At 38.5% G+C, this 15,855-nt stretch carries 11 protein-coding genes and 1 riboswitch; of the genes, 4 read left to right on the top strand and 7 right to left on the bottom strand.

What is annotated here, in order from left to right:
- Positions 1-38: 38 nt before the first annotated feature.
- On the bottom strand, positions 39-1,043 hold the full coding sequence (locus tag IGJ95_RS05390; protein ID WP_019723512.1) for a nucleoid-associated protein: 1,005 nt from the start codon (positions 1,041-1,043) through the stop codon (positions 39-41).
- A 159-nt stretch (positions 1,044-1,202) separates the two neighbouring features.
- Between IGJ95_RS05390 and IGJ95_RS05385 the strand changes: the two genes are divergently transcribed.
- The 3 genes from IGJ95_RS05385 (at position 1,203) to IGJ95_RS05375 (ending at position 3,371) form a co-directional block, all read left to right on the top strand.
- The gene (locus tag IGJ95_RS05385; RefSeq protein WP_010735800.1) at positions 1,203-2,054 is read left to right on the top strand and encodes an aldo/keto reductase; all 852 of its coding nucleotides are present in this window, start codon (positions 1,203-1,205) and stop codon (positions 2,052-2,054) included.
- Between the two features lie 22 nt (positions 2,055-2,076).
- Positions 2,077-2,322 carry a hypothetical protein gene (locus IGJ95_RS05380; RefSeq protein WP_010735801.1) on the top strand — a complete coding sequence of 82 codons (246 nt, stop codon included), beginning with the start codon at positions 2,077-2,079 and terminating at the stop codon, positions 2,320-2,322.
- A gap of 308 nt (positions 2,323-2,630) precedes the next feature.
- Complete coding sequence (locus IGJ95_RS05375) at positions 2,631-3,371, top strand: hypothetical protein (protein ID WP_023519456.1); 741 nt, start codon at positions 2,631-2,633, stop codon at positions 3,369-3,371.
- A gap of 122 nt (positions 3,372-3,493) precedes the next feature.
- Here IGJ95_RS05375 and IGJ95_RS05370 read toward each other — a convergent pair whose 3' ends face one another.
- The 4 genes from IGJ95_RS05370 to IGJ95_RS05355 form a co-directional block, all read right to left on the bottom strand.
- Positions 3,494-5,095 (bottom strand): phosphatase PAP2/LCP family protein, encoded by a 1,602-nt coding sequence (locus tag IGJ95_RS05370; RefSeq protein WP_023519455.1) that lies wholly within the window; start codon positions 5,093-5,095, stop codon positions 3,494-3,496.
- A 20-nt stretch (positions 5,096-5,115) separates the two neighbouring features.
- A complete protein-coding gene (locus tag IGJ95_RS05365; RefSeq protein WP_010735804.1) occupies positions 5,116-6,255 on the bottom strand; it encodes an FtsW/RodA/SpoVE family cell cycle protein in 1,140 nt (379 codons plus the stop codon).
- A complete protein-coding gene (locus IGJ95_RS05360) occupies positions 6,245-7,390 on the bottom strand; it encodes an FtsW/RodA/SpoVE family cell cycle protein (RefSeq protein WP_010735805.1) in 1,146 nt (381 codons plus the stop codon). The genes IGJ95_RS05365 and IGJ95_RS05360 overlap by 11 nt, the downstream gene beginning before the upstream one ends.
- Positions 7,391-7,474: 84 nt before the next feature.
- A riboswitch (M-box (ykoK) riboswitch) is annotated at positions 7,475-7,642 on the bottom strand.
- 392 nt (positions 7,643-8,034) lie between these two features.
- Positions 8,035-10,473, bottom strand: a complete 2,439-nt coding sequence (locus IGJ95_RS05355; RefSeq protein WP_096081460.1) for a hydroxymethylglutaryl-CoA reductase, degradative — start codon at positions 10,471-10,473, stop codon at positions 8,035-8,037.
- Between the two features lie 455 nt (positions 10,474-10,928).
- Between IGJ95_RS05355 and IGJ95_RS05350 the strand changes: the two genes are divergently transcribed.
- Positions 10,929-12,086: a hydroxymethylglutaryl-CoA synthase gene (locus IGJ95_RS05350; protein WP_010735808.1), complete on the top strand. Its 1,158-nt coding sequence runs from the start codon at positions 10,929-10,931 to the stop codon at positions 12,084-12,086.
- A gap of 30 nt (positions 12,087-12,116) precedes the next feature.
- On the opposite strand, the gene IGJ95_RS05345 is transcribed toward IGJ95_RS05350, so the two are convergent.
- Entirely contained in the window at positions 12,117-12,839 is a 723-nt protein-coding gene (locus tag IGJ95_RS05345) for a class I SAM-dependent methyltransferase (protein WP_010735809.1), read from the bottom strand.
- Between the two features lie 202 nt (positions 12,840-13,041).
- Positions 13,042-15,708: a cation-translocating P-type ATPase gene (locus tag IGJ95_RS05340; protein ID WP_010735810.1), complete on the bottom strand. Its 2,667-nt coding sequence runs from the start codon at positions 15,706-15,708 to the stop codon at positions 13,042-13,044.
- Between the last annotated feature and the right edge of the window lie 147 nt (positions 15,709-15,855).

Below are 15,855 nucleotides of genomic sequence, written 5' to 3'. Positions count from 1 at the left end.
TCACTTTTATTTGGTTTCTTTGATTCATCTAAAAGAAACTATAGACGATTCAATACTTCATCCACATTTTTAATCATGACAGAGATCGTACCATCAGGATTATTGACAAATTCAATCAAATCCGGGTTACGATAAACGTCTACTGGTACAATCAATTCAATGCCATTTGATAAACGGAATTTTTGCTTTCCGAATTTTTTCTCTGAGATTTCTTGTACTTCTTTCACTGGTGGTGCTTCTGGAATAAAGCCTTGTTCTTTGACTTCTTCTTGGAATGCTAACTTGGCAGTGATATTTTCTTTGAATACTTTCTCCGCGATCATTTCATGATCCAATCTACCTTTTTCTTCGATCGTATCATACACAGCTTCTTTTAAGTCCGCCATGATATCGAATTCTTCTGCTTCAAACTTCTTGCCTAGCTGCTTCGCCACTTTTTTTATCACTTTGACGTTGTCTTCCAAAGAAGGTGCCGGGACGCTCTCAATCACTTTTCCCGAAAAGTACCATTCTTTTTTACCAGAGAACTCATAGCGTTTTTCAATCAACTCATACGTCAGATCTGTCAGATTGACTGCTAAGGCTTCATCTGCTTTTTGAGATTTTGAGCCAAGGATCGCTCGGTTCAAAATCAAACGGTTGTCAATACCGGCTTCATCTGCTTCCACATAGTGAGTATAAGCATCACGATAATTCACTTTCAATAAAGCTAAATACATCACAGTGTCTACTTCATACAAGACAACGAAAACATCTGCACTAGGTGCTTCCTCACTTTCTGCATAGATGTCAAACCACCGTTGGACTAAACGCTCACTTTCTTCGACAAAATTTTCTTGACACTGTTTCAAGTTTTGAGAAAATAGGCTTTCTTCAGTGAGTTGCCCTGTTTTAGTTTGTGCAGAAGAGATTTTTTGGATCTTCTTTTGTAGAAAGTCCCTGACAAAATCTTTCGTAAGATCCAGTTCTTGTTGTGAAAATACAGGAGATCCTGTTTCTCGATCAATAATATGCAAGATTGCTTTTTTTAAATAGATATCCATCGTTTCATTCCTTTCTGCTCTAGTTTACGGAAAATCAAACAAAAATACCAGAGACAAAATGGAACGAACAAAAAAATATTTTATAACAAACAAAATACATTTCTTTTTTTAGAAAATAAGCTACACTTAAAGTGTACTAAAATCAAAGGAGCTGAAAGTATGAATTCACTAACATCTACTTACCGTTTATCAAATGGCTATGAAATCCCTGTTGTCGGTTTCGGTACTTGGCAAACCCCTGACGGAGACGTTGCTGTTTCCTCAGTTAAAGAAGCATTAGCTGCCGGTTATCGTCATATTGATACCGCTCAAGGGTACAAAAACGAAGAAAGTGTCGGACAAGCAATCAAAGAAAGTGGTGTTCCAAGAGAAGAGATTTTCTTAACGACTAAACTTTGGAACGAAAACCATAGCTACGATCTAGCAATGTCCTCTTTCGAAGAGTCCTTAAAAAAATTACAAACAGACTATGTGGATCTTTTCTTGATCCATTGGCCTAATCCAGTTTCTTTCCGCGAAAATTGGCAAGAAGCGAATGCCGAAACATGGCGTGCTTTTGAAGAGTTATACGAAGCTGGCAAAATCAAAGCGATCGGTGTCAGCAACTTCTTACCGCATCACTTAGATGAACTTGCAAAAACAGCAAAAATCATGCCAATGGTCAATCAAGTATTTCTTGCTCCAGGCGAATTGCAACCACCTGTTGTTGAGTACGCGAAAAAACATGATATGGTCCTTGAAGCATATAGCCCTCTTGGCACTGGTAAAATCTTCGACGTCACAGAAATGCAAGAGATTGCCAACACACACAATAAGAGCGTTGCCCAAGTAGCGCTACGTTGGTCATTACAACACGGTTTCTTACCATTACCAAAATCTGTTACACCAAGCAGAATCAAGGAGAACACTGAATTATTTGATTTTGAGCTATCAGAAGAAGAAATGAAGACGATCGACCAATTAGATGGTGTCGTTGGCAAAGCAAAAGATCCAGATACTACACAATTTTAAAGGTAAAGGATAGTGATATTCTATGAACCCCGTGGACCGCTTAGATCGTTTATCTGAAAAAGTGACTCAGACATTTGATCCAGATTTTATCTTTTTGATCCGTCCAGAAAAAATCCAGCATTTTCCTGCTCGAAACTGGTCAAGGGATGAAAAACTTGCGGAAATAAAAAAACGCTTGGATCATTCATTGATGACGATGCAATGGCAAGGACATGAGGTCATCTATTCACCTGAACTAGTCACCTTTGCCTTATTGCCAAAAAAATAACTAGATGAGGGAGCATTAGTCTGTGGACTTTTGCTCCCCTTTTTGAGAGATTGGAACAGAAGTATTTAACCTCGAGAAATAAGGCGATATCTACGAAATTGTTCATCAAATTTCTGTGGATGTCGCCTTATTTCCGAGAAGTTTACTGCTGTTTCCACCGTTTATTCAGTTTTAGCATATGTGAGAGGTCGATTATCCCACTCAATTTTGTTTTTCCATCGAAGTAATAAAAGTTTTTTCTTGATAAACCTTTTCATTTGCTCGTTTTTTTCTTATAATCGAAAGGGTATGAATGAAGGAGAGTATCTATGAAGAAAAAACAAAAACAAAAATTATTAAAACAATTCCGTCCTTCTTTAGATGGAATTCGCACACAATTATTCCGTTCATTGGAAGAAGAAAGTTTACGCCGTTATGGTCTGCCATTGCAAGTCATGCTTGATCCTAAAAACCGTCAAGTCTTAATCATTGGCTTAGCAGGACAAGCAAATGAAGATACACGCATCAATGTACCAATCGACGATAACTTTACTGCTGTCTTGAAACGTATTCGTTCTGGTGAAGCAACGATTTTTGAACGTTTCCGTGACAACCTATTGATTGAGATTGTTTCTTACTGGAATGATCAACGCATGAAAAAAGATCAACCAACGGCTCAACCTGTAGCGACACCAGTCACTAATGACGCGTCCGTAAAAGAAACACCAACAAAAGAAGTTGAAAAAGTTGAGACAACTTCTCAATCAGTCAGTAAAAAAGCAACAACTGACAAGAAAACAAGTGATGAAAAAGTTGAGACAGATTCTTTGACTTTCGATGATTTTGCCAAACAAGTAGCAGAATATCCGAAGTTCACTGCTGAAAAAACAGCAGATGCTGTAGTGATCAATGAAACAGTCAAAGACGACACACGAAAATTAGCAGAGATCTCTATGTCTGCTGTCAATGAATTTACGATCGAAAAAGCTTTAGAACGTAAATACAAAGTGAAATTAACATTAGTGCCATTGATCGAACAATTTGCCACTACACCGATCAACGAAAGATAAACGCAAGCAAATAGATTGCGTGATGATTTTTACCTAAAAAAGCAGCTGAAATGACGATCATCGTTCATTTCAACTGCTTTTTTTATCATTTATAAATGTAAAAAAGAGAATATCGATTGTTCCTATTGTTGCGCTGCGTTCTTCCCTGTTGTTTCTAATTGCTCTTGCACCAACTGCATCACTCTCATCCGTTCCTCATCGGGTATCTTCTCATAGTAGATCCCTGCTTCTCCCAAGATGCCATCACCAATATATTGTTCACCTTTCAACTGATGGTTCGTGATATTGGATAATGCCGAATGGTATTCATTCATCATTCCGAGCATTTCATCTAAGGACATATCCGTTGTCCCATTTTCACCGACTACCTCTAAAAGCTGGCGATAATTGAATAAACTTTTCACAGATAAGAACTCATTGACTAAAATATTGACGACTTCCCTTTGCCTTTTCTGTCGCCCATAGTCATCCTCAGGATCTTCTGCTCGCATGCGCGCATACTGTAATCCTTCCCAACCATTTAATTCTAGCGTTCCTTCTGGATAATGGATGTCTTCTGCTGTAAACTCAAACGCATTATTTACAGTGATTCCTCCCACAGCATCGATCAACGCTTCTAATCCATCCATATTCAACGATACATAGTGATGAATCGGTATATCAAGATATTGTTCAACCGTATCCACCATCATGTCGATACCACCGTAAGAATGAGCATGGTTGATTTTATCAACCAGTCCATCCATATTGGCAATTTCTACGAAAGAATCTCGAGGAATACTCGTGATCGTCGTTGTTTTCTTTTGATTATTCAATGTCACCAACATGATCGTATTTGCACGATAGTCCGTTTTTCTAATTGAATTATTGGCGATACCTAAAACTAAAATGCTGACTGGCGTATCCTTTTCCCGCTGAACGGTTTCTCTTTGTAACGGTTGTTGCATCGAAGTCACGGTCTGTCTGGCATCGTAGTAAAAGCGAACACCATACGCAACTGCAGAACCTACTAATAGGAAAAGAAATGCCATAATAGACAATAAAACTTTTTGTTTTCTAGTGAATATTCGTTTTTGTTGGTGCTTTTTTCTTACTGTTTTTTCAGTGATAAAAGAGAAAAACAGACTATAGCATAAGAAAACAACTGAAAAACTCAGTAAAAAACCTGCCAAGATATCGCTAGGATAATGTACTCTCAAATAAATTCTAGAACTAGCAATCAATAATGGATATAGAGCCCCCACCCATACTAGTTTATTTACCCTTTTCTCGCGATAAATAATGTACATGGTGATCAAAAATACTAAGAATAGCGTCATAGACAAAATCGAATGACCACTTGGAAAAGAGTAAGAAGATCTAGGAATCAATTGCTCCACATCAGGTCGTGTCCGCTGGATAGCTTGTTTCATCACGTAGCCAATCAAACTAACTGTCAAAACCATTAAGACTTGCCAAATGGCTAATTTGTGGTACTGTTTCCGCCAACTAAAAATTGCAAGCAACCCTGTGAAAAATAAAGTAGGAATAATCGTTGCTAGTTTTGCAAAATAACTAAAAAATGTTGTTAATATTGGGAATTCGATTAATCGCTCCTGTTGATAAATGGCTAAATCAAGTTGGTTGAATAAGGTGTTTTCTGTCATAACTAGTGTGGTCAAAGTCGTCAATAAGACGAGTGATACGAATGCTACCACCAATGTTCCTTTTGGCATCTGTTTCATAATAACTTCCCTTCTACTTCTCATTCATACTTTTTAAATCCTAAAATAATGCCTAAACCACAGCCAATAACCAAGAGGGAAGTTCCTCCTTGACTTAAAAATGGTAAAGGAATCCCTGTTAATGGGAGTAGACCGATCGCAGCTCCAATATTTTCAAACACTTGGAATAACAAACCAAATACGAAGACAATCGCAAAATACACATTTCCTTTATTATTTGTTTCGATTGCGCTATAAATGATTTGGTAAAAAAGATAAAAATATAAAAAGAGCACAGAAACGCTTCCTAAAAAGCCAAATGTTTCAGCAATCACTGTAAAGACCATATCTGATTCACGAACGGGCACATAGATAGGATTGATTGCTTCGGCCCTGCCACTAAACCCACCTGCCCCGATAGAAAGTAAACTTTGTGATTGTTGATAACCAATCGATTGGCTATATGCAAATGGATCAACCCATGCGCGTACTCGATCTAACTGATAAGTCTTAAAATTCAGACGATATAAAATCTGGTGTCCGTATTCAGTAAAAACTAAAGCAATCAAAATGGCCCCGAGAATAACTAGAATCGAGGTTATTGCCGTCATGATCTTCCAATGTACCCCAGCGATCATGAATAATGCCCCCAAGCATATGACAAAAACCAAACTTGTTCCAAAATCTTTTTGCATGTACATCAATAAAAAGGTCGGTAAACTAACCAGTAATATCTTTCCTACATAAAATAAATCAGTTTTAACGGTTCGTTGCTTCACCTTTTGCTCATAGATCAAGGTCAAATAAACAACCACTAAGATAAAGGTGAGTTTCACTAATTCAGAAGGTTGAAATGAAAAGCTGCCGATCCTAAGCCAACGTTTGGTGCCTGTGAGTTGAAACATCACCGGATCATAAAACTGATACAACAGGCCCATCACAAAAAGTGAAAAGCCATAAAGATAAGGAGAATATCTTAACAATACGACTGTTTTCACTCGTTGTGTTAGAAACAACAGCCCGACCGACATCAAACAAAACACGATTTGTCGAAGCACGACTCCTCGGACTGGAACTTGGTCATAAACAGCTGCCCCATATTGCACACCGACACTTAATAAATATAAAAGAAAGATTGGTAAAAATAATGCATAGTTGAATTCATTTATTTTAAATTTCATTTTGCTTACCTCGTGAGGACAGTTTCAGGCAAACACCCAAAAGCATGGATAAAATCAAATAGCTTGATCCTCCATAACTAATAAAAGGAAGCGGAATACCTGTCATTGGGATCATGCCACTGATACTTGCAATATTGATACTTGTCTGTAGCAATAACAACATCCCTGTTCCCAAATAAATCAACCCGATCTGCTGATTTGGTTCATTCGCACTCAAGACAAATAAGCGCAAAATAATCGAAAATAACATTGCTAGAATCAGTAAGCCTACGATCAGGCCTAACTCTTCTAAAATAATCGAAAAAATAAAATCAGTCTCGGCTACTGGTAAATAGCCCTTTTTGGTAATACTATTTCCCAGTCCTAATCCAAAAAGCCCACCGTTGTACATGGCATAATAAGATTGACTCATCTGAAATCCTTTTCCATAAGGATCTAAAAAAGGATTAAAAGCAATGCTCAAGCGATCATAAGTATGAGCAAAAATACTTGGTAATAGGTCATTTTGCCCTAGTAAATAAATAATGCCGCCAAGGAGCAAAAAGAGACTGAACAGTCCTGCAAAAAACAATAAAATATAGCGAACTGGTAATTGAACCGTCGTGATCATGATTGCAGCTAAGATGATCAACAAGATCGCACCAGCTACTTTTGGTTGGAATAAAATCAGCAGAGAACATAAAGCGATGATAAAAAAGGGTTTTTTTAATTCATTCAATGATTGCTTGGGTTTTCTAAAATAATAAGCTAAATAAAAAATCATACCGACATTGACAATTTCAGCAGGTTGAAATTGAAAACCTGCAATTGAGATCCATCGTTGCGCACCACTGATATTGACACCAATCCCAGGTACCTTTGTCAAGATCAGCCCCACGATACCGATCCCCATCATTATTTTTACGATTCGATGATTGAGTATAAATGCAGGTTTCACTCGGTAAATGAAAAAAATCATTGCCCAACTAAGTGCTACAAATACCATTTGTCGAACTAAAAGTTGATTTGTACTTTGATCGAATGACATCAAACGGAACGTACTCGCACTATAGATCATCAATAATCCTATTACACTGATCAACAGATATGGTACGAGCAAATACAAATCTATTTTTCTTATGTCTTTTACACCCATCCTATATTTCTCCTTTGTGTTACAGCGGAGATACGTCACTTACCCATCTTGAATAAAAAAAGCCAAACGAAAAAAACGATTGGCTTTTCAGTCTCATCGTGTGAGTTTTGACACTAAACAACGTAAAGATTTCTCTTAGCTATCTTATGAAGAGCCTTAATCCGACAATTCCTGTTTTACACATTGGCGTCTTTCGACGTTTCTGCGCAATAGCCTATGTTTGTTTAGGAGTCTCGCCTAACAAGTTATTCTATTTGAGGAAAAGTATACCTGTTAGATTATTTATTCACAAGAGAACCTCAAATAAGCTTAAAAAACTTTAGCTTTTTTTAATGTTATATAAATTATTTTTAAAATTTAATAATATATGTTCTATATTTTTTAGATCAGAGTATGTAAAAAAACGTAACAGAAAACCTTTAATCGACAAGGTCTGTTACGTTTTGTTTGATATTATACAACCTCAAAAAAATGAAAATAGCATAAAAAGACGTGATGGCCTCTTATGAAAAAAATAAATTTCAGATTATAGATTCTTCATACTTAGCATAGGTATTTTTTTATGTGTTTTTAGAGGCACGTTATAATAATGAAAATTATTTGTCATTTTTCCTCAGCTACTACGCCCATTTCGCAAATTATTCCTAGTTTTTGCTCGCCTGGATAGCTTCTAAGGCAGCTAGTGCGCTTTGTTGGTTGATCGTTCCTGACTCCCTAAGCTTTGCGGCAACTCTCTCGATTTCGTCCCCTTTGGCACCAACTGTGATTGCTAATGCTCTCGCTTGTAAGGACATATGTCCTTTTTGGATACCGTCACTAACAAGTGCACGCAGTGCCGCCAGGTTTTGTGCTAAACCAACAGCTGCAATCACTTGTGCCAATTCTTGTGCAGAATCAATTGCTAACATATCTAAAGAAGCTTTCGCTTTCGGTAAAACTCGGGAAGCGCCCCCTACTGTCGCAACAGCTAAAGGAACCGTCAATTTCCCTACCAAATGATCTTCCTTGATTTGCCAGTCAGTCAACCCTTGGTAACTACCATTTCGAGCAGCATAGGCATGAATAGCCGCTGCGGCTGCTCGTGTATCATTTCCTGTGGCTAAGATGACCGCTTCGATACCATTCATGATTCCTTTGTTGTGGGTCGTTGCCCGATAAGGATCCAATTTTGCGTATTCACTCGCTTGACGAATCTTTTCAGCAATCAGTTGACCCGTTTCTTTGTCCTTTGCCAATCGCTCAAAAGGAATCATACAAGTCGCGATTGCTAAAGATTCCGTCGCCAGATTACTTAAGATACTGAACAAGATTTCTTGTTCAGGGAACCATTCTTTGATACGAACCGCAACTCCCTCCAAAATCGAGTTGATGATATTCGCACCCATCGCATCTTTGACATCCACTAAAAAATCAAGTGAAAGATAGGCATGCTCGCTCCCCATAAATTCTCGAGTAGAAATTTCTCGGACACCTCCACCACGCTTGACAATCGAAGGATAGCTTTCGTTTGCACAAGTGACCAATTCTGGTTTTCTTGCTTCAATGACTTCTTTGATTTTTCGATAATCACAACGACCAGTTAAGACGATCTGCCCACGCATCAATCGTTGGGGTATCTGAACGCTGATATCGCCACATATTTTTGCGCCATTGCTCGCTGCAGCAATTACAGAAGGTTCTTCCGTTGCCATAGGAATCCATTTTTTTTGACCGTTCACTTGAAAATTCAATGCGACACCTAATGGGATCTCTACTTGGCTGATTTGATTTTCAATCAAATGGTTGGCGATATCTTCTGTTAAAACAGATTCTTTAAAACCTGTTGCTTCTGCTTGGGAAATCACTTTTTCTTGAACTAATCGCTGTCTACGTTGTTCTGGCGTTAGTTCATAAAACTTTTTTTTTTTGTTATCACCAGTTTCTTGCAAATTAGCTTCCAAAAGAACAGCTAATCCAAGACCGCCACCAATACATAATGAAGCTACTCCGTATCGTTGGTGCTGCCTTCTTAACGCATAGCCTAAAGTAGTCAAGATACGAGCGCCACTAGCACCAATCGGATGGCCTAACGCAATCGCACCACCATAAATATTGACTTTCTCTGATGGGAGATTCAATTCACGATTCACAACGATCGATGACGCAGCAAACGCTTCGTTAATTTCAAATAGATCGATGTCGTCCAAGGAAAGCTCTGTTTTCTCCATCAAGGTATTGATTGCTTTGATTGGAGCTACCCCCATGATACTGGGATCGATCCCAACTTCAGAGACTCCTTTGATCGTAGCTAAATACGGTAAGCCATGAGCAATCGCATAGTCTTTAGACGCTAAGATCAGTACAGAGCCACCATCGTTCAAAGGTGAAGCATTTCCAGCAGTAACTGTGCCGTCCTCCGCAAAAACCGTCCGTAAGGTGCTTAATTTTTCTAATGTACTATTTCCTCGCACTGCTTCATCTGTTGCAAATACTTCTTCATTACGGGAAATTGGAATGATTTCTTCCTTGAAGACCCCTGACTCGCTGGCTTGTCCTGCTTTTAATTGTGAAGCCAGTGCATATTGATCTTGCTCTGCTCTCGTCACAGAAAATTGTTTTGCCACATTTTCTGCTGTCAGTCCCATATGAGTATTGGAAAATGCATCGGTTAATCCATCATTGACCATACTTGAGATTTCTTCGATTTTCTCGTTTTCTGGATCGCTCACTTGGATCATCGGCGCTCTAGTCATGCTTTCAACACCACCGGCTATGATCAGGTCCGCTTCGCCTAGTTGGATTTGTTGACGCGCAAGGATCACTGATTTCATCCCAGATCCACAAACTTCATTGATTGTCATTGCCGGAACACTAACGGGGATTCCGCTATTGATCGCAATTTGTCGTGCAACATTTTGCCCATTCCCTGCTTGAAGCACATTTCCAAAAATGACTTGATTGATTGCTTCTTTGTTTATCCCTGTTCGTTCAAGGATTTCTGTTGTAATGAATGTTCCCAACTCAACAGCAGAATAACTGCTTAAGCTACCACGATACTTTCCAATCGGTGTTCGTGCAGCATCTATAATAACGACTTCCTTCAAGTTAAGCCACCCGTTGCCAAAGCCTATAAATTTACTTATCCACGTATTATATAAAACGCGACAGATTTATAGGTGTTACAATCTTTTGCGCAAACGGATTCCCTCCTTATTTCTCATATATTTGCGAACAACGTCACGCTGTAACCGACGAGACATTCTTCAAAATGTTTGTCTATATCAAATGGATAGAACAATGTGAATGGTTTCGTAAAAATTAAAATACACTTCTTATTAAATTGTATAAAAGATGGACAGTTGATTATTTTCTAACTGTCAAGTATCTCCTACAAAAATATACCATTCTTTACCGGAAATACAAATATAACATACACCTTTTAAAAAAAGCGCTATATTTTTTTACAAATCCTTAAAAATTAGCTTTTTTGTATTTCTTTTAGCGATTTTGTGATACTTTAATAAAGTAAGTTTTTTATCATGAGTAAAGAGGTGTTGAAATGAAAATAGGGATTGATCGTCTTTCCTTTTTTATTCCTAATTTATTTTTAGATATGACTGAATTAGCAAACAGACGTGGAGATGATCCTGCCAAATACCATATCGGGATCGGTCAAGATCAGATGGCTGTCAATCAAGTTTATGAAGACATCGTCACGCTAGGAGCAAATGCAGCGAGTAAAATCGTCACAGAAGAAGATCGTGAGAAAATCGATATGGTCATTGTAGGTACCGAATCAGGCATCGACCAATCAAAGGCAAGTGCTGTGATCATCCATCATTTGTTAAAAATTCAACCTTTTGCTCGTTCATTCGAAGTAAAAGAAGCTTGTTACGGGGGAACAGCAGCTTTGCACATGGCAAAAGAATATGTCAAAAATCATCCAGATCGTAAAGTCTTAGTGATTGCGAGCGATATTGCTCGCTACGGTTTAGCAAGTGGTGGTGAAGTGACTCAAGGTGTAGGTGCGGTCGCTATGATGATCACACAAAACCCTCGGATTCTTTCTCTTGAAGACCACAGCGTCTTTTTAACAGAAGATATTTATGACTTTTGGCGTCCAAATTATAGTCAATATCCTGTAGTAGATGGCCCTTTGTCCAACTCTACTTATATTGAGTCTTTCCAAAAAGTCTGGAATAGATATAAAGAAACAACAGGTCGAACACTTGCTGATTATGATGCGCTTACCTTCCATATTCCTTACACAAAAATGGGGAAAAAAGCGTTACAAAGTGTGATCGAAGAAACAGATGAGGCAACGCAAAAACGTTTGATGGCTCGTTATGAAGAAGGCATCACCTATAGTCGACGAATAGGAAATCTATACACTGGGTCCCTTTATTTGGGATTGATTTCTTTATTAGAAAACTCTCAAGCGTTGAAATCGGGTGCCCGTATCGGATTATTCAGCTATGGTTCTGGTGCTGTGAGTGAATTTTTCACTGGATATTTAGAAGAAGGCTATCAAAACTTCTTATCCAAAGAAGACAATCAAGCGATGTTAGATAACCGTGAAGCATTGACGGTTGATCAATATGAAAAGATCTTCAATGAAACATTACCGGGAAATGGTGAAACAGCTGAATATCATTCAGATCTACCTTACTCGATCTATAAAGTTGAAAATGATATTCGTTTTTACAAAGAAAAATAATGAATGCAAAAAACTGACCTCGATCGTTGACTAATAGATAGTCAATAATCGATAGGTCAGTTTATTTGTACTCTGAATTGTCTCACTGTTTTTAAATAATTCTTGGAGAGCTGACTGGAAACGTGGATCATCTTGCATTTCTTCATAATAAGCCCGCAAAAATGAAGGCGTGACTTCTTCCTGTGAATCATAAGTGAATTCAGTTCTCTTATAAGAAAGGTGTTTCTTTGATAAATACGTCTCAAACCGATCCATAATAGTTGACGAGGTGTTAGGGTCAGATTCCTCGATCCCTAAATACCTTTCAAGGGGTACGAAGACACTATCTTCTGAGGAGACTACTCTTAGGATCAAACAAGCTCTCATCGCTTTCCCACGCAGTTTTTCCAATTGTTCACAAGAAACCAAGGCGGGATTTGCTGCCGAAAAAACAAGTTCATAGGTCTTCTCTTCTTGTAAAAAATTAGTAAAATCTTTCAAAATGAATTGACAGTTATTTAGCCCCAGTATTTGTGCTTCATGTTCAGCATATACAAGCATTTCTTCTGAAAAATCAATCAACTCATATTGTTCTATTTCTTTTGCTAACGGCAGATAACGCCCTGCACCACCGGCAACATCTGCGAATGAGCCAGCTGGTAATAAATCCTCGCTTTTTAGATAAGCAACGACATCCTCTACGATCGTCGTACTAGATTCTTTTTGTGATTCGTAATAGTCTTTCGCAAAGGTATTCCATTCTTCTTTGTCCATTTGGATATTTCTCCTTTTATCTTCACTTTTCGGAATAAATATTTTATCAGAAAAACGATGAGCTTTGTTTCTTAGTATAAATCAAAATCCACGAAAATCGAAGAAACGATTCTCGTGGATTTCTTTTTGATTCGAAAGGCTAAAAACTATCACATTTCATCGTTATTCGTAAGTGATAGATGAACTATTTTTTCTTTGATGATTATTTGTTTCCTTGTACACGTACCAAAATCATTTTAGTGATTTCCATCAACACAACCGTTACAAGCGCGATTCCGATACAAGTGAAGACTTCAGTCAACCCAAATGCCGCTGGGATCGAGAAGACTTCTTTTAGTCCTGGGATCATTGCAATACAGTAAAGCGCACTACATACAGCAACTGCTAATAGAACACTGCGGTTTGAGAAGAAACCAGCTTGAATCGCTGTTTGGGTATTTGAACGGGCTGGGAATGTTTGCAATGTACGACACCAGATCAACGTTGTGAAGGACATCGCTACGCCAAATTCAGGTGAATGTTGCATCCCTAACCATTGAGCAAAAATAACTGCAATACCGATCAATACGCCACGATACGTCACAGAGATCAATGTTTTGTCCGTAAAGATACCTGAATTTGGATCTCTTGGTGGACGTTTCATTGTCGCTGGCTCTGCTTTTTCAGTTCCTAACGCGATTGCTGGTAATGAGTCGTTGACTAAGTTGATGAACAATAATTGTAAGGCTGTAAATGGATTTGACCAATCTGCAACTAAGGCAAAGATGATCGCGATGATCGCACCTAGGTTTCCTGAAAACAAGTAAGAGATGGCCTTTTTGATATTATCAAAGACATTACGTCCTACTTCCACTGCACTGACGATCGATGCGAAATTATCATCTGTCAGAACCATTGCTGCAGCATCTTTGGCTACGTCAGTACCTGTACCCATTGCAATACCAATATCTGCTTGTTTCAAGGCAGGAGCATCATTTACTCCGTCACCAGTCATCGCAGAGATATGACCTTTTGTTTGCCAAGCACGCACGATACGGATTTTATTTTCCGGAGATACACGCGCATAAACCGTTACTTTTTCCAATACTTCATTCAATTGATCTTCTGATAGCTCATCTAATTCTGTACCAGTCAAGGCTTGATCACCTTCAGCAAAAATACCGATTTCTTTTGCAATAGCAACTGCAGTTGTTTTATGGTCACCAGTGATCATGATCGTTTTGATCCCAGCACTTTTTGCTTCTTTGACCGCTTGAGTTACTTCATCTCTTGGCGGATCGATCATTGCCATGATCCCAACTAAGATCAAATCATCTTCATCATCAAATGACAATTCTAGGCTATTAATTGGACGATAAGCAAAGGCTAATACACGCAACGCGCGTTTTGAGAATGCTTCGTTTTGTTCTTGGAATTTTTTTCTTAACTCATCTGTCATTGGCACGACTTCACCATTTACTAATGCTTTTGTACTGCGGCCAAACACGATATCTGGTCCACCTTTGACAAATAAGAATTGTTGATTGTCGATTTCATGTGCTGTTGACATCAATTTTCGATCCGAGTCAAATGGTAATTCTGCTTGTCTTGGATACGTTTGGCGGATCTCGCGATAAGGTTGGTTCATTTTTTCACTGAAGTCAACAAAAGCGACTTCTGTTGGATCACCTAGTTTTGAACCATCTTCACTGATCGACGCATCATTTGCCAAGACACTGATCTCAATTAAACGACGTTCGTCTACAGACCAGTTTTTTGGATCATTTGAAAAATCACCAGTTGCCCCATTCGCTAAATAATAATCAACAACCGTCATTTTGTTTTGTGTCAATGTACCAGTTTTATCCGTACAAATGATACTCGTTGAGCCTAATGTTTCTACAGCTGGTAGTTTACGGATGATAGCATGTCGTTTGGCCATTTTATTGGTTCCCAGTGACAAGACGATCGTTACAATCGACTGCAATGCTTCAGGGATCGCTGCTACGGCAACCGCGACTGCAAACATGATGGCACTAACGATATCTGCTGTCATATCTCCTGTTCCGCCACCCATATAGATACGGAATAACTGGATACCTAAAATCACCAATGATAAGCCTAAAATGGCTAAACTTAACTTCTTACTGAATTTATCTAATCCACGTTGTAATGGTGTCACTTGTTCCGTTGTTGATTCTAATAAACCAGCAACTTCACCGATTTCTGTATTGTTTCCTGTAGCAGTTACTAAGAATTTCCCACGACCGTAAGTAATGATTGTACCACTAAAGACCATGTTCAAGCGATCACCGATCGGCACAGTCTGAGTGATTTCTACTACTTCTTTTTCTGCTGATGTCGACTCACCTGTCAACATTCCTTCGTCAACTTTTAATGAACCAGCTTCTAACAAACGTCCATCTGCCGGTACATAATCACCTGCATCAAGTAAAACGATATCCCCAACCACTAATTCATTCGCCGGAATCGTCATTTCTTTTCCGTCACGAATCACTTTTGCATCTGGTGCAGAAAGGTTTTTCAATGCTTCAAGTGAACCTTCTGCTTTTTTCGTTTGGATCACACTAATCACTGAGTTCAACATCAACACGGCAAAGATAACGAAAAATTCGATATAGTCACCCATCACCATTTGAATCAATGCAACAACTAATAACACAATTACCATAGCGTCTTTAAAAGTTTCGAGAAACAGTTTCCAAGTTGGCTTCTTCGGTGCTTCCTTCAGTTGGTTCAAGCCGTCTCTTTCTAATTTTTCTTTTGCTTGCGTACTACTCAACCCATCTGGTGAGCTTTGCGTTTGTTGCATCAACGTGTCGATCGATTCTTTGTAGACCGTTGATTGTGCGTGTTCCTTGTTTTCCAAATTTCATCCCCCATTTTAGTTATTGTTTCCGCTATCGCCTGAAAAAAAAGAGACCTAAGACAAATACGGATTTGTCTTAGGTCTCACCATTTCATACAATACCAGAAAACCATTTGGTTAACTTACTGTTGATATTATCACAACAAA

This window comes from Enterococcus sp. AZ156, from assembly GCF_051714165.1.
GTDB lineage: Bacteria > Bacillota > Bacilli > Lactobacillales > Enterococcaceae > Enterococcus_B > Enterococcus_B pernyi.
The sequence above is the reverse complement of the archived record's forward strand: the minus strand, read 5'-3'. Positions and strand labels throughout refer to the sequence as shown.